This is a genomic window from Nocardioides kongjuensis (assembly GCF_013409625.1).
GTDB lineage: Bacteria > Actinomycetota > Actinomycetes > Propionibacteriales > Nocardioidaceae > Nocardioides > Nocardioides kongjuensis.
The window spans coordinates 647959-671385 of the sequence record NZ_JACCBF010000001.1; the positions used below are offsets into that span (position 1 = coordinate 647959).

The 23427-nt window shown below is 74.8% G+C and carries 24 protein-coding genes, 1 pseudogene and 2 riboswitches; of the genes and pseudogenes, 8 read left to right on the forward strand and 17 right to left on the reverse strand.

Features of this window, described 5'->3' with window-relative positions:
* Nucleotides 1–62 precede the first annotated feature (62 nt).
* The 9 genes and pseudogenes from cobBC to BJ958_RS03130 all read right to left on the reverse strand — a co-directional run bounded on the left by cobBC (nucleotide 63) and on the right by BJ958_RS03130 (nucleotide 10587).
* Nucleotides 63–2397 (reverse strand): annotated as a pseudogene (gene cobBC / locus BJ958_RS03090) (bifunctional hydrogenobyrinic acid a,c-diamide synthase/histidinol phosphate aminotransferase CobBC).
* Nucleotides 2391–2987, reverse strand: a complete 597-nt coding sequence (gene cobO / locus BJ958_RS03095; protein ID WP_179725441.1) for a cob(I)yrinic acid a,c-diamide adenosyltransferase — start codon at nucleotides 2985–2987, stop codon at nucleotides 2391–2393. Before cobO ends, cobBC begins: the two are co-directional and overlap by 7 nt.
* Complete coding sequence (gene bluB, locus BJ958_RS03100; RefSeq protein WP_179725443.1) at nucleotides 2980–3633, reverse strand: 5,6-dimethylbenzimidazole synthase; 654 nt, start codon at nucleotides 3631–3633, stop codon at nucleotides 2980–2982. Before bluB ends, cobO begins: the two co-directional genes overlap by 8 nt.
* A complete protein-coding gene (locus BJ958_RS03105; RefSeq protein WP_179725445.1) occupies nucleotides 3630–5576 on the reverse strand; it encodes a VWA domain-containing protein in 1947 nt (648 codons plus the stop codon). Before BJ958_RS03105 ends, bluB begins: the two co-directional genes overlap by 4 nt.
* Nucleotides 5573–6340 (reverse strand): precorrin-4 C(11)-methyltransferase, encoded by a 768-nt coding sequence (gene cobM / locus BJ958_RS03110; protein WP_179725447.1) that lies wholly within the window; start codon nucleotides 6338–6340, stop codon nucleotides 5573–5575. The genes BJ958_RS03105 and cobM overlap by 4 nt, the downstream gene beginning before the upstream one ends.
* Nucleotides 6337–7536 carry a precorrin-6y C5,15-methyltransferase (decarboxylating) subunit CbiE gene (cbiE, locus tag BJ958_RS03115; RefSeq protein ID WP_343052543.1) on the reverse strand — a complete coding sequence of 400 codons (1200 nt, stop codon included), beginning with the start codon at nucleotides 7534–7536 and terminating at the stop codon, nucleotides 6337–6339. The genes cobM and cbiE overlap by 4 nt, the downstream gene beginning before the upstream one ends.
* The gene (gene cobJ, locus BJ958_RS03120; protein ID WP_179725451.1) at nucleotides 7533–9095 is read right to left on the reverse strand and encodes a precorrin-3B C(17)-methyltransferase; all 1563 of its coding nucleotides are present in this window, start codon (nucleotides 9093–9095) and stop codon (nucleotides 7533–7535) included. The genes cbiE and cobJ overlap by 4 nt, the downstream gene beginning before the upstream one ends.
* Nucleotides 9092–9757, reverse strand: coding sequence for a precorrin-8X methylmutase (locus BJ958_RS03125; RefSeq protein WP_179725453.1), 666 nt, complete (start codon nucleotides 9755–9757; stop codon nucleotides 9092–9094). Before BJ958_RS03125 ends, cobJ begins: the two co-directional genes overlap by 4 nt.
* On the reverse strand, nucleotides 9754–10587 hold the full coding sequence (locus BJ958_RS03130) for a nitrite reductase (protein WP_343052544.1): 834 nt from the start codon (nucleotides 10585–10587) through the stop codon (nucleotides 9754–9756). Before BJ958_RS03130 ends, BJ958_RS03125 begins: the two co-directional genes overlap by 4 nt.
* A gap of 93 nt (nucleotides 10588–10680) precedes the next feature.
* A riboswitch (cobalamin riboswitch) is annotated at nucleotides 10681–10836 on the reverse strand.
* A gap of 36 nt (nucleotides 10837–10872) precedes the next feature.
* Between BJ958_RS03130 and BJ958_RS03135 the strand changes: the two genes are divergently transcribed.
* Genes BJ958_RS03135 through BJ958_RS03145 form a run of 3 tightly spaced genes read left to right on the forward strand, consistent with a single transcriptional unit; the run spans nucleotide 10873 to nucleotide 13900 of the window.
* The gene (locus BJ958_RS03135; protein ID WP_179725457.1) at nucleotides 10873–11994 is read left to right on the forward strand and encodes a Nif3-like dinuclear metal center hexameric protein; all 1122 of its coding nucleotides are present in this window, start codon (nucleotides 10873–10875) and stop codon (nucleotides 11992–11994) included.
* Entirely contained in the window at nucleotides 11991–12734 is a 744-nt protein-coding gene (locus BJ958_RS03140; protein WP_343052545.1) for a zinc ribbon domain-containing protein, read from the forward strand. Before BJ958_RS03135 ends, BJ958_RS03140 begins: the two co-directional genes overlap by 4 nt.
* A complete protein-coding gene (locus BJ958_RS03145; protein WP_179725459.1) occupies nucleotides 12731–13900 on the forward strand; it encodes a bifunctional RNase H/acid phosphatase in 1170 nt (389 codons plus the stop codon). The genes BJ958_RS03140 and BJ958_RS03145 overlap by 4 nt, the downstream gene beginning before the upstream one ends.
* 57 nt (nucleotides 13901–13957) lie before the next feature.
* Here BJ958_RS03145 and yaaA read toward each other — a convergent pair whose 3' ends face one another.
* Nucleotides 13958–14737: a peroxide stress protein YaaA gene (yaaA, locus tag BJ958_RS03150; RefSeq protein WP_179725461.1), complete on the reverse strand. Its 780-nt coding sequence runs from the start codon at nucleotides 14735–14737 to the stop codon at nucleotides 13958–13960.
* A 24-nt stretch (nucleotides 14738–14761) separates the two neighbouring features.
* Between yaaA and BJ958_RS03155 the strand changes: the two genes are divergently transcribed.
* Nucleotides 14762–16195, forward strand: a complete 1434-nt coding sequence (locus BJ958_RS03155; protein ID WP_179725463.1) for an RNB domain-containing ribonuclease — start codon at nucleotides 14762–14764, stop codon at nucleotides 16193–16195.
* On the forward strand, nucleotides 16192–16725 hold the full coding sequence (gene cobU, locus BJ958_RS03160) for a bifunctional adenosylcobinamide kinase/adenosylcobinamide-phosphate guanylyltransferase (protein WP_343052546.1): 534 nt from the start codon (nucleotides 16192–16194) through the stop codon (nucleotides 16723–16725). Before BJ958_RS03155 ends, cobU begins: the two co-directional genes overlap by 4 nt.
* A 55-nt stretch (nucleotides 16726–16780) precedes the next feature.
* On the opposite strand, the gene BJ958_RS03165 is transcribed toward cobU, so the two are convergent.
* Nucleotides 16781–17548 carry an adenosylcobinamide-GDP ribazoletransferase gene (locus tag BJ958_RS03165; protein WP_343052547.1) on the reverse strand — a complete coding sequence of 256 codons (768 nt, stop codon included), beginning with the start codon at nucleotides 17546–17548 and terminating at the stop codon, nucleotides 16781–16783.
* A complete protein-coding gene (cobT, locus tag BJ958_RS03170; protein ID WP_179725465.1) occupies nucleotides 17545–18588 on the reverse strand; it encodes a nicotinate-nucleotide--dimethylbenzimidazole phosphoribosyltransferase in 1044 nt (347 codons plus the stop codon). The genes BJ958_RS03165 and cobT overlap by 4 nt, the downstream gene beginning before the upstream one ends.
* A gap of 256 nt (nucleotides 18589–18844) precedes the next feature.
* Between cobT and BJ958_RS03175 the strand changes: the two genes are divergently transcribed.
* Complete coding sequence (locus BJ958_RS03175) at nucleotides 18845–19405, forward strand: 2'-5' RNA ligase family protein (protein ID WP_179725467.1); 561 nt, start codon at nucleotides 18845–18847, stop codon at nucleotides 19403–19405.
* On the opposite strand, the gene BJ958_RS03180 is transcribed toward BJ958_RS03175, so the two are convergent.
* Both BJ958_RS03180 and BJ958_RS03185 read right to left on the reverse strand, forming a co-directional pair.
* On the reverse strand, nucleotides 19349–19612 hold the full coding sequence (locus tag BJ958_RS03180) for a hypothetical protein (protein ID WP_179725470.1): 264 nt from the start codon (nucleotides 19610–19612) through the stop codon (nucleotides 19349–19351). The two genes, BJ958_RS03175 and BJ958_RS03180, sit on opposite strands and share 57 nt — an antisense overlap.
* 29 nt (nucleotides 19613–19641) lie before the next feature.
* Entirely contained in the window at nucleotides 19642–19956 is a 315-nt protein-coding gene (locus tag BJ958_RS03185) for an SMR family transporter (protein WP_179725472.1), read from the reverse strand.
* A gap of 13 nt (nucleotides 19957–19969) precedes the next feature.
* A riboswitch (guanidine-III (ykkC-III) riboswitch) is annotated at nucleotides 19970–20034 on the reverse strand.
* Nucleotides 20035–20254: 220 nt separating this feature from the next.
* Between BJ958_RS03185 and BJ958_RS03190 the strand changes: the two genes are divergently transcribed.
* A complete protein-coding gene (locus tag BJ958_RS03190; protein ID WP_179725474.1) occupies nucleotides 20255–20458 on the forward strand; it encodes a cold-shock protein in 204 nt (67 codons plus the stop codon).
* 60 nt (nucleotides 20459–20518) lie between these two features.
* Here BJ958_RS03190 and BJ958_RS03195 read toward each other — a convergent pair whose 3' ends face one another.
* Entirely contained in the window at nucleotides 20519–20758 is a 240-nt protein-coding gene (locus BJ958_RS03195; RefSeq protein WP_179725476.1) for a hypothetical protein, read from the reverse strand.
* Nucleotides 20759–20937: 179 nt separating this feature from the next.
* Nucleotides 20938–21735, reverse strand: coding sequence for a GTPase domain-containing protein (locus BJ958_RS03200; protein WP_218865573.1), 798 nt, complete (start codon nucleotides 21733–21735; stop codon nucleotides 20938–20940).
* A 133-nt stretch (nucleotides 21736–21868) separates the two neighbouring features.
* Between BJ958_RS03200 and BJ958_RS03205 the strand changes: the two genes are divergently transcribed.
* Nucleotides 21869–22396 carry a glycine cleavage system transcriptional repressor gene (locus BJ958_RS03205; RefSeq protein WP_179725478.1) on the forward strand — a complete coding sequence of 176 codons (528 nt, stop codon included), beginning with the start codon at nucleotides 21869–21871 and terminating at the stop codon, nucleotides 22394–22396.
* Nucleotides 22397–22405: 9 nt separating this feature from the next.
* On the opposite strand, the gene surE is transcribed toward BJ958_RS03205, so the two are convergent.
* Nucleotides 22406–23203 (reverse strand): 5'/3'-nucleotidase SurE, encoded by a 798-nt coding sequence (surE, locus tag BJ958_RS03210; RefSeq protein ID WP_179725480.1) that lies wholly within the window; start codon nucleotides 23201–23203, stop codon nucleotides 22406–22408.
* Nucleotides 23204–23427 lie beyond the last annotated feature (224 nt).

The following is a 23427-nucleotide window of genomic DNA, read 5'->3' on the forward strand; positions in this document are numbered from 1 at the left end:
GTGTCACAGTAGCGCGACTGTGCCGGACTCCCACCGGCTTCCTCGTGCCTGCATGAAGGACTCTAGGGCATCGCGCTCAGTGCCCGCAGCAGCTCGTTCGTGGTGTCCGGTGGTCGGACGGCGATCCGGATCCAGCTGCCGTCGAGGCCGGGGAAGGTGTCGGCCCGTCGTACGGCGATCCCGCGCTCGCGCAGGGCGGCGTGCACGCCGTCGCCGACCCGGGCCAGCACGAAGGACGCGGTGGCCGGGAGGTGGTGGATGCCGAGGTCGGCGAGGCCCTTCTCGAGGTGCTCGCGCCAGTCCCGGACCTGCTCGGCCCTGCGCGTGGCCTCCGGCGCCGCCTCGGGGCCGGTGCAGGCGACGACCGCGGCGGCGGCGGTGGTGCCGACCGACCACGGGGTCTGGGCTCGCGCCAGCTCCGCGACGACGAGCGGGTCGCCGACGACGTAGCCCGCGCGGATGCCGGGGATGCCCCAGTGCTTGGTCAGGGAGCGGAGCACGACCATGCCGTCCAGGGGGCCGCCGGCCAGGGACTCGGGCTCGCCGGGGACGCAGTCCATGAACGCCTCGTCGACCACGACCAGGCGGCCCGGGCGGCGCAGGCCGTCCAGCAGGGCGGCGGGGTGCAGGACGCCGGTGGGGTTGGTCGGGTTGCCGACGACGACCAGGTCGGCGTCCTGCGGCACCAGGGCCGGGTCGAGGGTGAACGGCTCGCGCAGCACCACCGGCGTCACCGTGTGGCCGGCCTGCTCGAGCGCGGCATGGGGCTCGGTGAACTGCGGGTGCACCACCACGGGCCGTCGCCAGGCACGCAGCCGGGCGACCAGCGTGAACGCCTCCGCGGCGCCGGCGGTCACCAGCACGTCGTCCTCGCTGCGCGCGTGGTGGGCGGCCACGGCCGCGCGCGCGGCGCTCGGGTCGGGGTAGGCGCCGACCTCGTCCAGCGAGCTGCGCAGGGCTGCGTCGAGCCAGGCGGGGCGCGGGCCGTCGTACACGTTGACGGCGAGGTCGAGCATCCCGCGGGCCTCGACGTCGCCGTGGTGGCGCAGGTCAACCATGGGCGTGCACCGCCTCGGCGAAGCGGGCCGCGAGGCGGGGGTGCCCGGCCCAGTGCGTGTGGAGGTACGACGCGTGCAGGGTCGGCGAGGCGAAGCCGACGTCCTCGCCGTCGATCGTCCACGCCGGGGCCCCGGCGGCCGTCGGGGTGACCGTGGTGCGGTGGAACTCGTGCCCCGTGACCTGCTCGCCGGCGCGGGTCAGCAAGGTGTCGGCGGTCGCGGTGGCGACGGGGTAGCGCAGGGTGAGCCGCTCGGTCATCGCCGCGTCGGCGTCGAGGACGCCGGCCATCGGGGCGCCGTCGAGGGTGCGGCACAGGTAGAGCAGGCCGGCGCACTCGGCGACGGTCGGCAGCCCGTCGAGCACGGCCTCGCGGATCTGGGCGCGCAGGGTGCTGTTGGCCGTCAGGTCGGCGGCGTGCACCTCGGGGAACCCGCCGCCGAGGTACAGGCCCGCGGTGCCGTCCGGCAGTGCCGGATCGCTCGCCGGGTCGAACGGGACGACGTCGCAGCCGTGGGCGGCGAGGAGCTCGGCGGTCTCGGCGTACCGGAAGGTGAAGGCCCGTCCCGCCGCGACTGCCACCTTCTGCCGGGTCGGCGGGATCTGCGAGCCATTGCGCGCCGGGTCGGCGGTCCAGGGAGCCGCTGCGAGCGGGGGCGCCGACCGGGCGAGGGCGAGGACGGCGTCGAGGTCGACGTGCTCGGCGACGACCTCGGCCAGTCGCGCCACGACCTGCTCGGACTCGCCGCGCTCGGCGGCGGTGACCAGGCCGAGGTGGCGCGAGGGGGTGGCGATCGAGGCGTCGCGGGGGATGACTCCCAGCACGGGCAGGGAGATCGACGAGCGGACCTCGTCGGCGTGCCGCGGCGAGCCGGCCTGGTTCAGGATCACGCCGGCGACCGACACGCTCGGGTCCCAGGTCGCCATGCCGTGCACCACCGCGCCGATCGAGCGCGAGGAGCGGGAGATGTCGACGACGAGGACGACGGGCGTGCGGGTCAGCGCGGCGACGTGGGCGGTGGAGGAGAAGCCGTTGCCGCCGATCCGTCCGTCGTAGAGGCCCATCACGCCCTCGACCACGGCGACCTCGGCGCCGCGCGCGCCGTGCAGCAGCAGCGGGGCGACCAGGTCCTCGCCGACCAGGTGCGGGTCGAGGTTGCGGCCGGGACGCCCGCAGGCGAGCGCGTGGTAGCCGGGGTCGATGTAGTCGGGGCCCACCTTGTGCCCGCTCACCTCGTGCCCCGCCGCCGCCAGGGCAGCCATCAGGCCCGTGGCGACGGTCGTCTTGCCCTGTCCGGTGGCGGGCGCGGCGACGACGACGCGGGGCAGGGGCGTCACCACTCGATGCCCTTCTGGCCCTTCTGGCCGACGTCCATCGGGTGCTTGACCTTGGTCATCTCGGTGACCAGGTCGGCGAGCTCGACCAGCTTGGGGTCGGCCCGGCGGCCGGTGATCACGACGTGCTGGTGGCCCGGACGGTTCGCGAGCGTCTCCACGACGTCGTCGACGTCCACCCAGCCCCAGTTGATCGGGTAGGTGAACTCGTCGAGCAGGTACAGGTCGTGCTGCTCGGCCGCGATCCGCCGCTTGATCTCCGCCCAGCCCTCGGCGGCGTCGGCGGCGTGGTCCTCCTCGGACCCGGCCTTGCGCGACCACGACCAGCCCGAGCCCATCTTGTGCCACTCGACGGTGCCGTTGCCCGGGGGCAGCTTCTCGAACGCGGTCTGCTCGCCGAGGCGCCACTTCGCGGACTTCACGAACTGGAACACCCCGATGTCCCAGCCCTGGTTCCAGCCGCGCAGCGCGAGCCCGAAGGCCGCGGTCGACTTCCCCTTGCCGTCGCCGGTGTGCACCATCACGAGCGGCCGGTTGCGGCGCTGGCGGGTGGTGAGCCCGTCGTCCGGTACGACGAGCGGCTGGCCCTCAGGCATGGTCGTCCTCCCTTGCTTGCCAGGTGTCTTCGTGGATGGCGTCGGCGAGCGGGCGGCGCGAGCGCCAGCCGTGCCGCTCGAGGTCGGGCACGGTCTCGAGGTGGCTGACGGTGCCGAGGCACAGCCACGCGACCGGGCGTACGTCGGCCGGGATCCCCAACAGCTCCTGCAGGAAGGACTCCCGGTAGAAGGACACCCAGCCCAGGCCGAGGCCCTCGGCGGTCGCGGCGAGCCAGAGGTTCTGGATCGCCAGCACCGTCGAGTAGAGGCCGGCGTCGGCGATCGCGTGCCGGCCGAGCACGTGGGTGCCGCCGCGCGCCTGGCTGTGGGTGACCACGACGCCCAGCGACGACTCGCAGATCCCCTCGACCTTGATCCTGTCGAAGGTCGTGCGCCGCTCGGGCGGCAGCGAGGCGGCGAAGGTGTCGCGCTCGGTGGCCACGTGGTCGCGGAAGGTGCGCCGCAGCGCGGGGTCGCGCACCAGCACGAAGTCCCACGGCTGCGTCATGCCGACGCTCGGGGCGCGGTGCGCGGCATCGAGGACCCGGTGCAGCACGTCGTCGGGCACGGGCGCGCCGGTGAACTCGGCCCGGACGTCGCGGCGGCGGCCGATGACGTCGTACAGGTCGGTGGTCGTGGTGCTCATGCGGCTCTCCGGGTGACGTCGACGAGCGCCTCGGCGCTGACCTCGCCGATCGGGACGTGCTCGGCGCCGAGGTGCTCGGCGAGCGTGGCGGCCAGGCCCATCCGCATCGGGCCGGACTCGCAGTCGACGACCACGCTGGCGATCCCGGCCTCGGCGAGCAGGCCCGCGGCCATCCGGGAGCGGACCACGGCGTCGGCGCCCGCGGTCGCGCGGCCGTCGGTCACCACGACGAGCAGTGCCCGCCGCTGCGGGTCGCGGGTGCGCTCGACGGCGAGCAGGTGCGCGGCCTCCAGGAGTCCCTCGGCGAGCGGGGTCCGGCCGCCGGCGGGCAGGTCCTCCAGCCGCTGCGCGGCGGCGTCGACGGAGTGCGTCGGCGGCAGCGCCACCTCGGCCTCGGCGCCGCGGAAGGTGACCAGCCCGACCTTGTCGCGACGCTGGTAGGCGTCGAGCAGCAGGCTCAGCACCGCGGTCTTCACCTGCTCCATCCGGCGCCGCGCGGCCATCGACCCCGAGGCGTCGACGCAGAACAGGACGAGGTTCGACTCCCGTCCCTCGCGCACGGCGACCCGCAGGTCGGCCGGCTCCAGCAGCAGCCGACCCCCGGTCCGCCCACGTGCGACCTGGTGGCGCACGGCCGCCCGGATGGTCTCGGTGAGGTGGATCGCACCGCCCGCGGCGGTCGGGGTGGTCGCGCCGATCCGGCGGCCGTTGCTGGTGCGGGCCCGGCTGCGCCGTCCGGCGGTGCCGGCGCCGACGCCGCGGACGGTGAGCAGCCGGGTGCGGTACGCCGCCGCGGTGGCCGCGACGTTGCTCGGCGCGGTGCCCGTGCCGTCGCCATCCGTCGGCGGCGCACTGGCGGGTGCGTCGGCGGGTGCGTCGGCGGGTGCGTCGGCCGGATCGCCGTCGCCGTCGTCGGCTGCGCCGTCCCCGTCGGCGGCGGGGCCCTGGGGCTCCGGCTCGGGCCCGTCGTCGGGGCCGTCCGGCTCCGGCGGCAGGTCGTCGCCGAGCACCTGGTCGAGCAGGTCCTCGTCCAGTCCGGGCGCGTCGAACGGCTTGCGCCGGCGCCGGTGCGGCAGCGCCAGCCGGGCCGCGACCCGGATGTCGTCGAGCGTCACCTGCGAGCGGCCGGACCAGGCCGCGTGGGCGACCGCGGTGCGGGCGGTGACGATGTCGGCGCGCAGGCCGTCGACGTCGAACGCCGCGCACACCTCGGCGATCTTGAGCAGTCCGGCGTCGGTGAGCCGGACCTCGCCGACCAGGCTCCGCGCCGACGCGATCCGCGCCTGCAGCGCGGCCTCCGCGTCGGCGTACCGGGCGGCGAACCCGGCCGGGTCGGCGTCGTACGCCATCCGTCGGCGGACCACCTCGGCCCGCAGGGCCGGGTCGCGCGGGGCGGCGACCTCGACGGTCAGGCCGAACCGGTCGAGCAGCTGCGGGCGCAGCTCGCCCTCCTCGGGGTTCATCGTGCCGACCAGCACGAACCGCGCCTCGTGGGTCATCGAGACCCCGTCGCGCTCGACGGTCGCCCGGCCCATCGCGGCCGCGTCGAGGAGCAGGTCGACCAGGTGGTCGTGGAGCAGGTTGACCTCGTCGACGTACAGGATCCCGCGGTGGGCCTTGGCCAGCAGGCCGGGCTCGTACTCGGCCCTGCCCTCCGCCAGCGCGCTCTCGAGGTTGATGGAGCCGGTGACCCGGTCCTCCGTCGCGCCGATCGGCAGCTCCACGAGCGGGACCGGCCGGTCCTCGACGGGCGGCAGCACGGCGGCCAGGGCGCGCACGATCGTCGACTTGGCCGTGCCCTTCTCGCCGCGCACCAGCACGCCGCCGACCTCGGGAGCGATCGTGGTGAGGATCAGGGCCAGGGCCATCGGGTCCGGTCCGTCCGGGCCGTCGGCGCCGACCACGGCGCTGAAGGGGAAGTGCTGGATCTGGGGGGAGGTCATCGGAGGCGCTCCTTGCGGGCCACGCGTTCGGGGGAGTACAGGTACGACTCGGCGTCCGAGCGTTGATCGCCGGACGCGAGCGCCGGACCGACCAGGATCACGGCGGCCTGCCGCAGCCCGGCGTCCTCGACGAGGTCGGCGACGGTGCCGACGGTGCCGCGCAGCACGAGCTCCTCGGGCTGCGAGGCGCGGGAGACGACCGCGACCGGGCAGTCCTCGCCGTAGTGCGCGACCAGCTCGGCCATCAGCGTGCGGGTGCGGGTGATCGCGAGGTGCAGCACGAGGGTCGCGCCGGTCGCTGCGTACGCCGCCAGCGACTCGCGCTCCGGCATCGCCGTCGAGCGTGCCTGGGTACGGGTCAGCACCACCGACTGCGCGACGAGTGGCACCGTCAGCTCGCGCCCGACGATCGCTGCCGCGGCGGCGTACGCCGGCACGCCGGGCGTCACGTCCCACGGCACCCCGGCCGCGTCGAGGCGTCGGGTCTGCTCGTGCAGGGCGGAGTAGAGCGAGGGATCGCCCGACGTGAGCCGGACGACGTCGCGCCCGCCGACGTGCGCCTGCACCATCACGGCGGTGATCCGGTCGAGGTCGAGGTCCTGGGTGTCGACCCGGTCGGCGTCCTCGCGGCAGTGCGAGAGCACCTCGGCGTCGATGTAGGTGCCGGGGTACAGCACGACGTCCGCCTTGCCGAGCAGGGTCGCCGCGCGCAGGGTGATCAGGTCGGCCGCGCCGGGGCCGGCGCCGACGAAGTGCACGGTCACGGAGCTTCTCCCTCGATCGGCTTGGTCCAGGCCCACTGCACGACGGCACGGGCCGGCGTCCAGCCGGTGAACCGCCCGCCCAGCGGGGTGACGTGCTCGACACAGAGCCGGGTCAGCTCGCCGCCGTGGGCGCCGAAGGCGTCGACGAGCAGCCGCTCGGTCTCCAGGGTCACGCCGTGCGCGACCAGCCGGCCGCCGGGTGCGAGGGCGTCACGGCACAGTCCGACCAGGCCGTCCGCGGTCGCGCCGCCCCCGACGAAGACCGCGTCGGGCGTGGGCAGGCCGGCGAGGGCGTCGGGGGCACGGCCGGTGACCACCTCGAGGCGGGGTACGCCGAGCCGGCTCGCGTTGCGACCGATCCGGGCCGCGCGCTCCTCGTCGGCCTCGACCGCGGTGGCGGTGGTGAGCGGGTGCGCGCGCAGCCACTCGATCGCGACCGACCCGGCCCCGGCGCCGACGTCCCAGAGCCGGTCGCCGGGCCGCGGGGCGAGCCGGGCGAGGGCGCTGGCGCGGACGTCGCGCTTGGTCAGCTGTCCGTCGTGCTCGAAGGCGTCGTCGGGGAGCCCGGTCGCCCACGTGGCGAAGCCGTCGCCGGCGACCTCGAGGGCGAGGACGTGCAGCCGCGGGACCGGGCAGGGGTGGACCGCGTGGGTCTCGGCACCACTGCCCAGGTCGCCGAGGACGTGGATCGTCGTGGCACCGAAGCCGGACTCCTCCAGCAGCGCAGCCACCGCGGCCGGGGTGCTCTCGTCGGAGGACAGCACCAGCAGCCGCCGGCCGGGGGCGAGCTCGCGGCGCAGCGCGTCGACGTCGCGGCCGACCAGCGTCACGACGGCGGACTCCTCGGCCGACCAGCCCATCCGCGCCCGCGCGAGGGACACCGAGGACACGGCCGGGACGACGTCGACCGCGTCGGGTCCGAGCAGCCGGATGAGCGTCGTACCGATGCCGGAGACCAGCGGGTCGCCCGACGCCAGGGCCACGATGCTGCGGCCCCGGTGCTCCTTCAGCACGCCGGGCAGTGCGGACAGCGGGCGCGGCCACGGGCGGCGTACCTGACCGGGGACGGCGGGCACCAGGTCGAGGTGGCGCTCGCCGCCGAGCAGCACCTCGGCGTTGCCGACCAGGGCCCGGGAGGCGGGCGGGAGGTGGCCGTCGGCGCCGATGCCGACGACGGTGATCCGTCGGCCGGTCACTCGACCCACCGGGGCGTCCAGACGATGCCGTTGGGCTCCACCCGGGTGGCGGAGGCGCCGATGATCAGCAGGCACTTCATGTCGATGCTGTCGGTGTCGAGCAGGCCGAGGGTCGTCACGGTCAGTGACTCCTCGGCGCGGCCGACGTCGCGGCCGACGACCACGACGGTGTCGGGGGAGCGGTGCTCCAGCAGGATCTTCTGCATCTCCACGACCTGCTCGCGACGCGAGCGGGAGGCCGGGTTGTAGACGCCCAGCACCAGGTCGGCCTCGGCGATCGCGCGCAGCCGGCGCTCGACGACCGGCCACGGCTTGAGCCGGTCGGAGAGGCTCAGGACCGCGAAGTCGGCGCCGATCGGCGCGCCCGCGCGGGCCGCGACCGCCTGGACCGCGCTGACCCCCGGCAGGACCCGAACGGGCACCGTCGCGTGCTCCGGGTGCTCCGGGTCGGCGGCCGCCTCGAAGACCGCGGCGGCCATGCCGAACACGCCCGCGTCGCCGCCGGACACGACCGCCACCCGCTCTCCGCGCAGGGCCAGGTCGAGCGCGAACCGGGCCCGGTCGACCTCGACCGTGTTGCCCGACGCGTGCCGCTGGAGCCCGGGGCGCTGCGGCACCCGGTTGACGTACGGCGCGTAGCCGACCACGTGCTCGACCTCCCCCAGGGCGGCGCTCGCCTCCGGGGTGAGCCAGCCGTCGGGGCCGGGGCCGAGGCCGACGACGAGGAGCTCTGCGGGTTGCGGTTTGGTCCCAAACCGCATGGATTCTGGCTCGGAACGTGCGGTTTGTGACCAAACGGCGCGCCCGCGCATCCGCTCAGCGGAAGCCGGCCGGGCGGAGTCACCGGGGACCACGATGAGCGAGAAGTACGGCACGGAGTCGGCGTCGACCTCGGCGACGGGCAGCCAGCGCTCCTCGGGCTGGGAGGCGCGCTCGACGTACAGCGCCCCTTCCAGCCGGCCGGCGGCCGCGAGGGCGGCCCGGACGGTGGGGAAGGTCCGGCCGAGCTTCATGATCACCGCGCCGTCGGTGTCGGCGAGGCGGCGGGCGAGCTCGGGCTCGGGAAGGGTGCCGGGCAGCACCGTGAGGACGTCGGTCTGCCGCACCAGCGGGGCCGGGACGGTCGCGGTGGCGGCGGCGAAGGCCGGGATGCCGGGGACGACCTCGACAGGGAAGCGGTCGCGGAAGCGGTCGACGAGGTACATCGAGGAGCCGTAGAACAGCGGGTCGCCCTCCGCGAGCAGGACCACGTCGCGGCCGGCGTCGAGGTGCGCGGCGAGCCGGGTCTCGCACTCGTCGTAGAAGGCGGCGAGCGCGCCGACGTACCCGCCGGGGTGGTCGGTGGTCCCGGTGGTGACCGGGTAGCGCAGCTCCTCCTCGATCGCGTCGGCCGGGATCAGGTCGGCGGCGATGCGGCGGGCGTGCGACTCCTTGCGCACGCCGGCGTGGAAGGCGACGACGGGGGCCGCGCCGATCAGCCGCTCGGCCTTGCGGGTGATCAGCTCGGGGTCGCCGGGGCCGATGCCGACGACGGAGAAGCTGCCGGTGCTCGTGGTCACTCCGCCTCCTGGGCCAGCGCGTTGACGGCCGACGACGCCATCGCCGACCCGCCGCGGCGACCGCGGACGGTGACGAACGGGATGTCGATGCCGTGCTCGTCGGCGAACGCCACCAGCGCGTCCTTGGACTCCGCGGCGCCGATGAAGCCGACCGGGCAACCGACGATCGCGGCGGGCTGCGGGCCACCGGCGAGGATCATCTCCAGCAGGTGGAACAGCGCGGTCGGGGCGTTGCCGATGGCGACCACCGCGCCGTCGAGCAGCGGCTCCCACAACGAGACGGCGGCCGCCGTACGCGTGGTCGACCACTCCTTGGCCAGGGCGGGGACCCGCTCGTCGGTGAGGAAGCAGTGCACCGGGTTGTCGGCCGGCAGGCGGCCGGCGGTGATGCCCATCGCGACCATCCGGGCGTCGCACAGGATCGGCGCACCCGCGTCCAGCGCCGCGCGGGCCGCCGGGACCAGCCGGGGGTGGATGACCAGGTCCTGGACGAGATCGGTCTGACCGCTGCCGTGGATCATCCGGACGGCGACCTTCTCGGCCTCCGCCGGCACCTGCGAGAGGTCCGACTCGCGGCGGATGGTCGCGAACGAGTCGACGTAGATCGCCGGTCCGTCGGCGATGTAGTCGTACCGGCGCGGGGGAGCGGTGAGCTCGGTCATCGGTTCTCCTCGGGGATGAGCACGCCGTGCCAGGGCGTCACGATCACGGTGGGTGCGGTCCAGGCCGCGATGGTGGTCAGGTCCAGCCCGTCGTCGGGTACGGCGACGTGGCGGCCGCCGGCGACCGGGCCGAGGGGGAGCGGCCCGGTCGCGACGGGGGCGCCCGGTGCGGCCGCGGCCGCTGGGGCGAGGGGACGATGGAGCTCGCTCACGTGCCAGGGCGCGTCCGGCCCGGTGCCGCGGGCGGCCAGGAACGCCCGGGCCAGCGCGGCCAGGGCCGTGGGGGCCTCGCTCAGGGCGACCACCTCGCCCCACTGCTCGCCGACGCGGAGCTGGGCGGTGGTGTCGTCGAGGGCGACCAGGCCGAGGTCGAGGTGCTTGTCGGCGAGGTCGCCGCGGCCGTCGTCGAGGGTGAACAGGAAGCGTCCCGGCAGGCCCGCGAGCGCGGGGTCGGCCAGCAGCAGCGCGTCGAGGGCGGCGAGCACGGGCCGCAGGTCGGCGCGGCCGCCGGCGAGGCCGGTCTGGGGGGAGACCAGCACGTTGCGCACCCGGTCGTGGGTGCGCGAGGGCAGCAGGCCGGTGGCCTCCAGCGCCGCCAGCGCGGCGTCCTCGAGGAGGCCGTCCGCGGTCAGGGGCATGGCCCGGACCTGCAGGTTCGCCCGGCCGGTGACGCGGACCCGGCCGTCGCCGTGCTCCTGCGCGACCTCGGCCAGCGCCCGCAGGGCGGCGAGCGGCACGCGTCCGCCGGGGACCCGGATCCGCACCAGGCCGCCGTCGTCGGCGGGCCAGGGGTGCACGACACCGGGGCACCGGTCGGGTCGGCTCCGCACAGTTCCAGCCGGGGGCTGCGCCATGGTGGTCCTTCGAGGCCGGGGCTCCTCGCGATCGCCCCTCATCGACCTCGCGACGGGTGGCCGCAAGGGCCAGCAGGTCTTCGGACTCGGGATCGTCCGGTTCGGAGCGTCTTCCCAGACCCCGGGGGGTCCAGTGACATCAGTGCTCCGGCCGTCACCCACACCGCTGCGCGTCAGTCCCGGACTCGCACCGGGTTCCCTACGCTGGCGGTGGCAGCGTACCAAGGCCGGGCGTCGTCCCCCATCGGTAGCCTGACCGCCATGCCTTCCCTCAAGGACGTCGTCGACCTCGTCCACGGCTGGTACCCGCCCGCGACCGCCGACAGCTGGGACGCCGTCGGTCTCGTGTACGGCGACCCCGAGCAGCCCGTGAAGAGGATCCTGCTGGCCGTCGACCCCACCCCGGAGGTCGCCGCGGAGGCGGCCGAGTGGAAGGCGGACCTGCTCCTCGTGCACCACCCGCTGTTCCTCAAGGGCGTCCACGGCGTCGCGGCGACCACGCCGAAGGGCCGCACCCTGCACACGCTGGCGAAGGCCGACTGCGCGCTGCTCACCGCCCACACCAACGCCGACCAGGCCGTCGGCGGCGTGTCCGAGGCGTTCGCGGTCGCGCTGGGCCTCAAGGACCTCAGCCCGATCATCCCGGCGCCGAGCGAGCCGCTCGACAAGCTCACCGTCTTCGTCCCCTCCGACGCCGCCGCGCCCGTCCGGGCGGCCGTCGCCGAGGCCGGCGCCGGCCGGATCGGCGACTACGACTTCGCCTCCTTCACCAGCGCGCCCGGGGAGGGCCGGTTCCGCCCGCTCGACGGTGCCAACCCGATGATCGGCACCGTCGGCGAGCTGGAGACGGTCGAGGAGGTCCGGATCGAGGTGGTCCTGCCACGGGCGCGCCGCGGCGCGGTCGTGCGCGCGATGCTGGGCGCGCATCCCTACGAGGAGCCCGCGTACGACGTCGTCGAGGTCGCCGACCCGCAGCTGGTCGACGTCGGGACCGGCCGGATCGGCAGCGTCGAGCCGACCACGCTGGCCGGCTTCGCCGAGGCCGTCGCGGCCGCGCTGCCACCCACCGAGCACGGGGTCCGGGTGGCGGGCGACCCCGAGCGCCCGGTCAGGCGGGTGGCCGTGTGCGGAGGCGCCGGCGACTTCCTCCTCGACCGGCTCGCGACCTCCGACGCCGACGTCTATGTGACCAGCGACCTGCGCCACCACCCGGCCGCGGAGTTCCTCGAGAAGGGCGGTCCGGCGCTGGTCGACGTCGCCCACTGGGCCGCGGAGTGGACCTGGCTCCCGGTGGTCGACCAGCTGCTCCACGAGGCGCTCGGCGACGCGGTCGAGACCCGGGTGAGTGCGATCTCCACCGATCCTTGGACAATGCACCTGTGAACGCCGATCCCGCCGCCCAGCTCCGCCTGCTCGACCTGCAGGCCCTCGACTCCCAGGTCGACCAGCTGCGCCACCAGCGCAACAACCCGGCCGAGGCCGCGGAGATCAAGGACCTGCTCGGCAAGCGGGTCGACGTCGACGGCCGCCTGCGCGACCAGCGCATCGTCGTCGACGACCTCGCGGTCGCCCAGGCGAAGGCCGACGCCGACGTCGAGCAGGTCAAGGCCCGTCGTACCCGCGACCGCGAGCGGATGGACTCCGGCGCCATCGCCGACCCCAAGGCGCTCGAGCGGATGCAGCACGAGCTCGAGTCGCTGGAGCGGCGCATCTCGACGCTCGAGGACGAGGAGCTCGAGGTGATGGAGCAGCTCGAGGAGGCGCAGTCGGCGCTCGCCGAGCTCAGCTCCGCCATCGAGGACATCGACGGGAGGCTCGGCACCCTGACCACCGCGCGCGACGAGAAGGTCGCGGCGCTCGACGCCGAGATCGCCTCGGTCGCCGGTGGCCGCGACGCCATCGTCGCCGAGATCCCCGAGGACCTGCTCGCCCTCTACGAGAAGCTCCGCGCCAGCAAGGGCGGTGTCGGCGTCGGCGCGCTGCGCGCCCGTCAGTGCAGTGGCTGCCAGCTGAGCCTCGACGCCGGCGAGCTCGCCGAGATCCGCGCGACGCCCGCCGAGACGGTGCTGCGTCACGAGGAGTGCCAGCGGATCCTGGTCCGCACCCCCGAGAGCGGCCTGTGACCGATCGGGTCGTCGAGAAGGTCGTCGTCGAGGCCGACGGCGGCTCGCGCGGCAACCCCGGCCCGGCGGCGTACGGCGCCGTGCTGCGCGACGCCGCGACCGGTGCCGTGATCGCCGAGGACGCCCGCACGCTGGGGGTGGCGACCAACAACGTCGCGGAGTACTCCGGCCTGGTCGCCGGGCTCGCGCTCGCGGTCGCGCACGCTCCCGGGGCGTCGGTCGAGGTGCGGATGGACTCCAAGCTCGTCGTCGAGCAGATGTCCGGGCGCTGGAAGATCAAGCACCCCGACATGGCCGCGCTCGCGGCCGAGGCACGCGAGCTCGCGCCCGCCGGCACGACGTACACCTGGGTGCCGCGCGCCCGGAACTCCCACGCCGACCGGCTCGCCAACGAGGCGCTCGACGGCAAGCGCTCCGGCGTCAGCATCCCCGGGGACCACGTCGAGGACGAGCCCGAGTCGGCGATCGAGGAGGCCGAGTCGCCGTCCTTCGGTCCGGGCCAGCCGACCACGATCGTGCTGGTGCGCCACGGCGTCACCCCGCACACCACCGGCCGCCGCTTCTCCGGCGGGCTCGGCGGCGACAACCCGCCGCTCTCGGAGGAGGGCCGTGCCCAGGCCGCCGAGGTGGCCGCCTGGCTCACCGAGCTCAAGGACAGCGTCGACGTCGTGGTGGCCTCGCCGGTGCGTCGTACCCGGGAGACGGCCGACATCGTCGCCGCCGCCCTCGGCCTCGCGGTCGAGGAGGAGCCGGCCTTCGCCGAGATGGAGTTCGGCGAGTGGGACGGGCTGAGCTTCACCGAGGTCGCCGAGCGGGACCGCGAGCGCCTCGACGCGTGGTTCGCCGACATGGCGGCCGCGCCGCCGGGCGGAGAGTCGTTCGTGACCGTCCAGAAGCGGGTCCTGGCCGGACTGGCCCGCCTGCTCGAGACCCACGCCGGTCGGACCGTCGTGCTGGTCAGCCACGTCACGCCGATCAAGACCCTGGTCGCGCACGCCCTCGACGCCCCGCTCGAGACGCTGTTCCGGATGGAGCTCGCGCCCGCTGCCGTGTCTGTCCTGGCGTTCTACCCGGACCCGCGCACGGGTGAGCAGAAGGGCTCGATGCGGTTCTTCAACGCGCTCGCGCCCGGCCGTCGTACGTTGCGCGACACGGGGCGCTGGTAGGTCCGACGCGCGTGTCAGTTTCACCGGCCAGCCGGTGAAACTAACGGCCCGCCGGTCTCACAGCTCGCTGACCACCACGTCGAACTGGGTGCCGGTCCGGCCGGGAGCACCCGCCTCGACGGTCCAGCCCAGGTCGCGCAGCACGTCGGCGAACGCGGCGGGCGTGCGCGGGTCGGCGCCGTCCTCGAGCAGGGCGCGCACGATCCGGCCCTTGGTGGCCTTGTTGAAGTGGCTGACCACCTTGCGGGTGCCGTTGTGCTCGTGGAGCACGCGCACGGTCGCCACGCGCGGGGCGAGGTCGGGGCCGGGCTTCCAGAAGTTGGCGTACATCCCCGAGCGCAGGTCCACGAGCAGCCCGCGGCCGAGCGCCTCGGTCATCACGGCCGGCAGCGCCTCGCGCCACACCCCGGCCACGGGGCCGAGGCCGGGCAGGGACGCGTCGCCGGAGAGGCGGTACGACGGGATCCGGTCGCCGAGGCGCACCATGCCGAACAGGCTGGACGCCACCGCGAGCCGTGAGGTGGCCCGACGCTTCGCGCCGGACGACAACGACGCCACGTCGAGGGCGTCGTACAGGACACCGGTGTAGATCCGGTCCGCCCGTGCCGTGGGCGCGGACGGCAGGCCCGCGTTGCGCTCGACGAGGTCGGCCTGGCCCGCCGACAGGCCGAGCACCTCGGCCGCCTTGGCCGGGTCCTCGCGGCACAACGTGACCAGGGCGTCGAGCACGTCGCGGCGCGCGTCGGTCAGTGCGGGGGAGGACAGGGAGGCGAGGTCGAGCGGCTGGCCCCGCCGGGGGACGGCCTTGCCCTCGCTCGGCGGCAGCAGGATCAGCACGGGGCCAACGATAAAGTCACGGACATGCCGAGCAATCTCGTGGTCCGGGTCAAGGCGAGCTCCCCCGAGATCCAGGCGGGTCTGGCCGCGATCGCGAAGGAGCTGGACCTGCCGGGCGAGTTCCCCGCCGAGGTGACCGCGGCCGCCGAGCGGGCCGCCGCCGACGTCGTGCTGCCCGAGCTGGACCGCACCGACCTGCCGTTCATCACCATCGACCCGGCCGGATCGATGGACCTCGACCAGGCGGTGCACATCGTGCGCGACGGCGACGGCTTCGTGGTGCACTACGCGATCGCCGACGTCGCGGCCTTCGTCAAGCCGGGCGACCCGGTCGACGTGGAGGCCAACAAGCGTGGCGAGACGCTCTACGGCGCCGGCACCCGGATCCCGCTGCATCCGCCGGCCCTGTCCGAGGGCGCCGCGTCGCTGCTGCCCGACCAGGTCCGCCCGGCCCTGCTGTGGACGATCCGGCTCGACGCGGAAGGCGCGCAGCTCGACGTACGCGTGGAGCGGGCGCGGGTGCGCTCGACGGCCCGCTGGTCGTACGTCGACGCGCAGGAGGCGCTCGACGCCGGCACCGCCGGTGAGGTGCTCGAGCTGCTGCGCGAGGTCGGGACGCTGCGCGAGCAGCAGGAGGTCGCGCGCGGCGGCATCTCCCTGCCGCTGCCCGAGCAGGAGGTCGACGAGACCGACGGCGGGTTCCGGCTGGTGTTCCGCGAGCAGCTGCCCGTCGAGCAGTGGAACGCGCAGGTCTCGCTGCTGACCGGCATGGGCGCCGCGTCGCTGATGGTCGGCGCCGGGGTCGGGATGCTGCGGACCCTGCCGCCGGCCGACCCGCGCGACGTCGCCCGGCTGCGGCGGGTCGCCAAGGGTCTGCGGATCTCGTGGCCCGAGGACATGGACTACCCGGCGTTCGTGCGCTCGCTCGACCCGTCGGTCTCCCAGCACCAGGCGATGGTCGTCGCATGCACCCGGCTGCTGCGCGGCAGCGGCTACGCCTCCTTCGACGGCGAGCTCCCCGCGCAGACGCGCCACTCCGCGATCGCGGCGGAGTACGCCCACGTCACCGCGCCGCTGCGTCGCCTCGGCGACCGGTACGCCGGCGAGGTCTGCCTCGCCATCTGTGCCCGCACCCCCGTCCCCGACTGGGTGGCCGCCGCTCTGCCCGGGCTGCCGAAGACCCTGCAGGACTCCGCGCGCCGCGCCGGCTCCTACGAGCGCGCCGTGCTCGACCTGGTGGAGGCAGCCGTGCTCGCCGACCGGGTCGGCGAGCAGTTCGCGGGGGTGGTGACCAGCGTCCGTGACGACGAGGCGACCTCGGGCGTCGTCGTCCTCGCCGAGGTCGGGGTCGAGGCCCCGGTCACCTCCACCGCGCCGCTGCCGCTGGGCGAGGACGTCACCGTCACCCTCGCCACCGCCGACCTCGCGGCCCGCAAGGTCGCCTTCACGCTGCCGTGAGCCCGGGCGTGAAGGTCCTGGTCACCGGCGGCGTGCGGTCCGGCAAGTCCCGCCACGCCGAGTCGCTGCTCGCGGCCGCCGCGAGCGTCACGTACGTCGCCGCCGGTCCGGTGTACGACGACGCCGACTGGGCCGCCCGCATCGCCGCCCACCGGGCACGGCGGCCCAGCACCTGGTCGACCGAGGAGACCCGCGACGTCGCCGGCGTGCTCGGCGCTGCGGCCGAGCCGGTGCTCGTCGACTGCCTCGGCACCTGGCTCACCGGCGTCATCGACGACGCGGGACTGTGGGAGGCCCCGGTCGAGGAGGTCGAGGCCCACGTCCTCGGGCTGCTCGACGCGCTGCTCACCGCCCTCGGCGCGACGGGGGAGCAGGTTGTGCTCGTGACGAACGAGGTCGGCCTCGGCGTCGTACCGGAGCACCGGTCGGCGCGCGTCTTCCGCGACCTCCTCGGCACCGTCAACCAGCGGGTGGCCGAGGCGTGCGACGAGGTGCACCTCGTGGTCGCCGGCAGGGTGCTGCGTCTGTAGGGAGACGCTGATCGATCCCGGCCTGCTACGCGTCGCGCGGTCGATCAGCGGTTCCCTAGGCTCCCGCGAGCCCGATCAGCAGCACGGCGAGCGCGACCTCGATCCCGGCGCCGAACACGTCACCGGTCACGCCGCCGAACCGCCGCACCGCGTGGGCCGTCAGGACGGCGACGACGACGAAGGCGGCCGCGACACCGACCGGCCCGCGGACCGGGTCCGCGAGCACCGAGAGAAGCGCCAGGCCCACCCAGCCGACCACCGCCACGAGCACCGGCACGCGCCGGGTGAACGTCACGCCCAGCCCGTCCGGCCGGGCGGGCGGGGCCAGGGTGCAGGCGGTGACCCACAGCGCGGCGCGCGAGGCGCACACGGTGGCACCGGCCAGGACGGCGGAGCGCACCTCGCCGCCGTACGACACGAAGGCCGTCAGGGCGGCCGCCTGCGCCCCGAGCACGAGCACGAGCGCGGCGACGCCCGCCGGCCCCGCCGTGCCGCCCTTCATGACGGCCAGCGACCGCTCCCTGTCGTACGACGACGTGAGCCCGTCGGCGACGTCGGAGAGCCCGTCGAGGTGGAGCGCGCGGCTGCCGACGGCGAGGGCGGCGAGCGCCGTGAAGGCGACGGCCAGCGCGGGCAGCTCGAGGCGGCCGCCCGCCCACACGATCGCCCCGACCAGCACCCCCAGGGGCAGCACAGCCACAGGGGCGAGCAGCATCGCGCCGGTCGCGACACCGGGGGAGACCGTCAGCACCGCGGGGACCCGCAGCGCCGTCAGCATCCCGATCGACAGCCGCAGGCTGCGGCCGACGACGGCGACGCTCACAGGCCCTCGGCGGGCGGCATCAGGTCGGCGAGCAGGGCCACGTCGCGCAGCAGCGCGACCGCCGAGCGCAGCACGGGGACGGCAGCCACGGCGCCGGAGCCCTCGCCCAGGCGCAGCCCGAGGTCGAGCACCGGCTCCAGCCCGAGCTTCTCCAGCGCCAGGGTCTGCGCGGGCTCGGTCGAGCGGTGCCCGGCGGCGAACCACGCGGCCGCGCCGGGCGCGATCCGGTCGGCGTACAGGGCGCAGGCAACGGACATCAGGCCGTCCAGCAGGACGGGTACGCCGCTCTCGGCGGCCTCCACGAGGTAGCCGACGGTCGCGACCAGGTCGGCGCTGCTCAGCGCGGTCAGCGCGTCCATCGGGTCGGCGATCCGGTCGCCGGCGCGGTCGAGCGCCTGCTGGACGACGACCTGCTTGTGGGTGAGCGCCGCATCGTCGACGCCGGTGCCGCGGCCGGTGACCTCGACGGCGGGCAGCCCGAGGGCCGCGGCGACCATGGCGGCGGCCGGAGTCGTGTTGCCGATGCCCATGTCGCCGGACAGCAGCAGCTGGGCCCCCGCGGCGATCTCCTCGCGCGCGACGGTGCGGCCCGCCTCGAGGGCCCGGGTCGCCTCGTGCGCCGAGAGCGCGTCCTCGACGTGGACGGCGCCGCTGCTGCGTCGTACCTTGTGCGCCCGGACCTCGGCCGGCACACCCTCGAGGTCGTCATCGACGCCCAGGTCGAGCACCCGGACGCTCACGCCGTGGGCAGCGGCGAGCGCCGAGACGCCGGCCTTGCCCATCACGAACGTGCGCACCATCGCCGGCGTGATCGCCGGCGGGTAGGCGGAGACGCCGTGCTGCGCGACGCCGTGGTCGCCGGCGAAGATCACCAGTCGCACGTTGTCGAGCGGCTGCGGCGGCACGACGCCCTGCGTCGCGGCGAGCCACACGCCGAGGTCGCCGAGGCGGCCCAGCGCGCCGGCCGGGGTGGCCAGGCCGGCCAGGCGCTCGGCAGCGGCGGAGCGGACGTCAGGATCGGGTGCGGCGAGGGCGCTCATGGTGCCGAACGCTACCGCCGTCGAGCCCTCCGCCACCGGCCTGCTCAGGTGAAGAGCATCACCAGCACCCCGGCCAGGGCGAGCATCATCAGGACGAGCACGATGCCCGACCACTCGTGCTCGTCGGTGTCGTGCAGGTCAGGCGTGTTCGCGGTCATGGTTCCCCCCAGTGACGCGTGTTCCGAGTGTGTCGCCACGGGTCCAACGACCCAGTGGTGAGAACAGCACGGCCCGGGCCTGCCCTAGGGTCCGAGGCGTGGCCCACACCGTGCTCGTCGTCCCGGTACCCGCACTGGAGGGCTACATCCGCGGTCGGTGGGAGCACTACGACGCCGACTGGGTCTCCCGCGACCCCGCCTTCACCCACGCCCACATCACCGCGCTGGCGCCGTTCCGGCCCGCGCCGAGCGACGACGACCTCGCCCGGGTGGCCGCGATCGCGGCCACCACGCCGGCCGTCGAGTTCGTCCTCGACGAGGTCACCGCCTTCCCGGACGGCATCGTCCACGCCGTGCCGTCGCCCGCGGCGCCCTTCGCCGCGCTGACCGCACGGCTGTGGGAGGAGTTCCCGGACTGCCCGCCCTACGCGGGGGAGTTCGCGCACGTCGTACCGCACCTCACGCTGGACCGCCTCGGTCCCGACGTGTCGATCGCGACGGTGAGCGCCGACCTCGCCGGGACCCTCCCGGTGCGGGCGCGCGCGGACCGCCTCGAGCTGCACCGGTACGCCGAGCGCGACTGCCGGGTGCTGGCGAGCTGGTCACTGGCCGGGATCGGCGATCCGGTCGCGCAGCCAGGTCGTGGTGCCGGCCGGTAGGCCCTTGAGCTTCGGGCGCGCGGGCAGGGGAGCCACGAGCAGCGCCGTTCCCTCGGGGAGGGACCACTTCAGCTCGTGGTAGACCCGGGACAGGCCGGCGTCGCTCTCGACGAGGGCCAGGCCGTCGGCGAGCGCACGCAGCTCGGTCCACGGGCCCTGCGCGTCCTCGGGCACGGCGGTGGGGGACCAGGCGAGGTAGACGGCCATGAACGGCCGGTACCCGGCAGGTGCCGAGGTCAGTGCGCCAGCTTGAGCCCGATCACGCACCCGACCAGCCCGAGCAGCAGCAGGATCCGCACCGGGCTCGCCGGTTCGTCACCGCCGACCATCGCGATCACCACCGTCAGCGCGGCGCCGATCCCGACCCACACGGCGTACGCCGTACCGACGGGCAGGGTCCGCATCGCCCACGCCAGACCGGCCATGCTGGCGGTCAGGGTCACCACGAAGACCACCGACGGACCCAGCCTGCTGAACCCCTCGGAGCGCGACAGGGCCGTCGCCCACGCCGCCTCGAGGACCCCGGAGAGCACCAGCACCAACCACGCCACGACTGCCACATCCTTCGTGGCCGTCTTGTCGCGCTCCGGGTACGGCTCCCTCGTCCGGCAACCGGTCACCGGTTGTACGTCCATCGTACGTCGCGTCGATCGACACTCGTCGCCTCCGCACTGCTAGGCTCGTTTCCGTTGAAGAGCGCTCCGCAAGGAGTGCTCCTGCTCTCTCGGTGGGGGCAGAACATCTTGTCGCTCTTGGTCTTCGGTTCAGCTGGGCATCAGGCAAGGGATGTCTTCAGCACCAACGGCCCGGCAGCTCGCCGGTCCGGAACACGAAACCAAGGAGAAAATCATGGCTCAGGGCACCGTCAAGTGGTTCAACAGCGAGAAGGGCTTCGGCTTCATCGCCCCGGCCGACGGCACCCCGGACGTCTTCGTCCACTTCTCGGCCATCCAGGGCACGGGCTACAAGTCGCTCGACGAGAACCAGCAGGTCGAGTTCGACGTCACCCAGGGCCCGAAGGGCCCCCAGGCGGAGAACGTCCGCGCGATCTGACGCACCCCGTCTGACGCAACGCGTGGCCCCCGGCACCTCGGTGCCGGGGGCCGCGTGCGTCTACCAGCGCGGCAGCACCGCTGTCGGCATCCCGCCGTGCACGGCGGTCGCCAGGTTGGCCGCGACCTCGTAGGCGTCGGCGAAGCGTGGGAACTCCGCCCGCGACACCAGCACCCGGCTGCGCACCTGCGCCACCCGCCCGGCCTTCACGTCGTCGTGGCGGCTCGTGAACACGTCGAAGGCGTAGACGTCGTACTCGTCACGCTCCTCCACGTCCGCCACCCCCGCCACCTCCGCCACGTCCCGCAGCCTAGGCCGCCGCTGGCCTACCCTCGGCAGCGTGGCCGACCTGACCGAACCCTGTCCCAACTGCGGAACGCTGATGCGCTGGGAGACCTCCCACGAGCGGTGCGACGGCTGCGGCTACATCCGCCCGTGCTGCGAGGGCGCGCCCTGCCACTGAGCCCTCGGACCGGGGCTCAGACGTGACCGCTGAGCTGCGCCAGCCGGGTGGCGAGCCTGTCCACCAGGGCGCTGGCCTGCTTCGTGGTCAGCCCGTCGCCGTCGCCGAGGCTCGACACCGGCAGGACGTCGACCGACAAGCGGGCACCCCCGGCCAGCGCACGCAGCTCGTCGACCTTCGCGCCGAACGGTGAGCCACTGCCGGGGGAGTAGTAGCGGACGACCTCGTCGAGGTCGCCGGCGAACAGGTCCGCCTTGGTGACGGCGATGACCAGCCACACCGGCTTGTCCCGGCGCACGGCCATCGACGCGATCCGGTGGGCGGTGATCGTCCAGTCCTCGAGCTCGGCGGCCAGCTGGTCCTCGCGCGAGGCGGTGGTGGGACCCGTCGTACCGCCGGCGCGGCGGGGCGTCGCGTAGCCGTTGGCCACGACGTGGATCACGCCGTCGACCGGCTCGTCGTGGAACACCTCGTCGAGCGCGCCGAGCCGGGTCGCGGCGTTGTCGCCGGGCACGACGAGGAACCGGAAGCCGTGGAGGCGCCGCGAGCGACGGGTACGACGCTCCATCACCGCCGAGCCCACCTCGCCCGCGCCGTCGGCCGGGCTGCGACGGGAGAGCCGGTCGGCGAGCTGGGTCTTGCCGACCCCGGTCATGCCCGTCACCGCGACGGTCGGGTAGCGGCGCCGCAGCGCGCGGCCCACCCGCTCGGGTGCGGCGGCCAGCGCGCCGAGCACGCCGGTGGCGACCGTGGCGCTCAGGGCCGCCACCCCGGGCTTGCGCACGACCGTGCGCGAACGACCACTCGGCGACACGACGCCTCCTCCGGCTGCTGACGGTGTGGCTTCAGAGCCTACGTTCCGGGTGTCAGCGTCGAGGTTCGCCCGCTCCGCGACCGGCCGGGCCGAGGGGGTGCCGCGACACACCCCTCACGGCCTAGCCTGACCCATGGCCACCTTCACGCTCACCTGCATCGGGGACGACCGCCCCGGACTCGTCTCGGACCTCTCGGCCCAGCTGAACGCCCACGGCGCCAGCTGGAACCGCAGCCAGATGGCGCGGCTGGCCGGCAAGTTCGCCGGGATCCTGCTGCTCGACGTCCCCGACGCGCGGGCGGACGAGCTCGTCGGTGACCTGGCCGGGCTGGAGGCCGTCGGGCTGCAGGTCACCCTGGCCCGCACCGACGCACCCTCCGACCAGCCCGCGGTGCTGGTCGACCTGGAGCTGCTCGGAGCCGACCGTCCCGGGATCGTGGCCGAGATCTCCGCCGCGCTGGCCCGCGAGCGGGTCAGCATCCGCGAGCTGGTCACCGACGTCCGCGACGCCCCGATGGCCGGCGGCCACCTGTTCGAGGCGCGCGCGGTGCTGGAGGCGCCGACCGGTACCCACGTCGAGGACCTGCGCACGACCCTCGAGGCGATCGCCGACGAGCTGATGGTCGAGATCACGCTCGCCGAGGCGGAGGTCCCGGCCTGAGCCGGATCCTCAGTCCAGGCTGTTGCGCAGGCGCTCGGCGGAGCCCACCGCGAGCTCGGCGTCGTAGTTGCCGGTGATCGGGGTGATGGTGACGTACCCGCGGCGGAACCACACGTCGTCGGCGTCGCGCTCGACGCTGTCGAAGAGGTCGGCGCCGACCGTGTACGTCGACCTGCCACCGACCGCGGGGAGCGCCGCCCCCGCGTAGGTGAGGTCGGCGTACCCGCTGCCGCTGTCCAGCACCTTGACGCCCCGCGCGCGGTCGTGGCCGCCGTTGACGTAGGGGTAGTTGACGTTGAGGCCGACGCCGTCCGGCAGCAGCGGACCGCCGGGGTGCGCGGTGGCCCGGAGCCGGTCGAGGAGCTGGAGCAGGTAGTCGGCGGTGTAGTCGTAGGGGAAGCTGTTCGGGTCCGCGTGCGGGTCGGCGTAGTCCCAGCCGGTGCTGATGGCGATGGCGGGGATGCCGTCGTTGAGCGCGGTCGCGGCCGCCGCGACGGTCCCGGAGTGGATCTGGAGGGACGCGAGGTTCTGGCCCTTGTTGGTGCCCGAGATCACCAGGTCCGGCGGGTCGCCCGCGAAGACGGTGTTGATGCCGAACTCCGCAGCGTCGGAGGGGGTGCCGTCGACGGCGTACTTGCGCGGTGCGGGCTGGGTGACCGCGAGCGTGCCGCCCAGCGTGATCCGGCCACCCATGCCGCTGTTGTTGGCGAGCGGGGCGACCATCGTGACGTCGTGGCCGGCGGCGACGAGGGCGTCGAAGACGGTCGTGATGCCCTGGGCGGCCCAGCCGTCGTCGTTGGTGAGCATGTCCGCAGCCCGCGGGCGGCGGCAGGGCGGTCCGGGACGGCTGCGGCCGGGGCGGTCTGCTCGGGACGGGCGGCCGTGCCCTGGCCGGCGACCAGGAGGGTCGCCGCGCCGGCAAGGGACGCTGCGGCGAGACGGAAGGTGATGGGACGCACGGGAACTCCTCGGAGGTTTCGTCGGGCGCCGGCGGATGCCGGCGCGGGCGACGCTAGGGGCCCGGACGCGGC

What these genes read in the sequence shown, in the direction of transcription:
- cobO (WP_179725441.1), bottom strand. Translation starts at nt 2,987, where the DNA reads ATGCCTGAGGGCCAGCCGCTCGTCGTACCGGACGACGGGCTCACCACC.
- cobT (WP_179725465.1), bottom strand. Translation starts at nt 18,588, where the DNA reads ATGAGCGCCCTCGCCGCACCCGATCCTGACGTCCGCTCCGCCGCTGCC.
- BJ958_RS03205 (WP_179725478.1), top strand. Translation starts at nt 21,869, where the DNA reads ATGGCCACCTTCACGCTCACCTGCATCGGGGACGACCGCCCCGGACTC.
- bluB (WP_179725443.1), bottom strand. Translation starts at nt 3,633, where the DNA reads ATGAGCACCACGACCACCGACCTGTACGACGTCATCGGCCGCCGCCGC.
- BJ958_RS03125 (WP_179725453.1), bottom strand. Translation starts at nt 9,757, where the DNA reads ATGACCGAGCTCACCGCTCCCCCGCGCCGGTACGACTACATCGCCGAC.
- BJ958_RS03190 (WP_179725474.1), top strand. Translation starts at nt 20,255, where the DNA reads ATGGCTCAGGGCACCGTCAAGTGGTTCAACAGCGAGAAGGGCTTCGGC.
- BJ958_RS03155 (WP_179725463.1), top strand. Translation starts at nt 14,762, where the DNA reads ATGCCGAGCAATCTCGTGGTCCGGGTCAAGGCGAGCTCCCCCGAGATC.
- BJ958_RS03135 (WP_179725457.1), top strand. Translation starts at nt 10,873, where the DNA reads ATGCCTTCCCTCAAGGACGTCGTCGACCTCGTCCACGGCTGGTACCCG.
- BJ958_RS03180 (WP_179725470.1), bottom strand. Translation starts at nt 19,612, where the DNA reads ATGGCCGTCTACCTCGCCTGGTCCCCCACCGCCGTGCCCGAGGACGCG.
- BJ958_RS03105 (WP_179725445.1), bottom strand. Translation starts at nt 5,576, where the DNA reads ATGACCTCCCCCCAGATCCAGCACTTCCCCTTCAGCGCCGTGGTCGGC.
- surE (WP_179725480.1), bottom strand. Translation starts at nt 23,203, where the DNA reads ATGCTCACCAACGACGACGGCTGGGCCGCCCAGGGCATCACGACCGTC.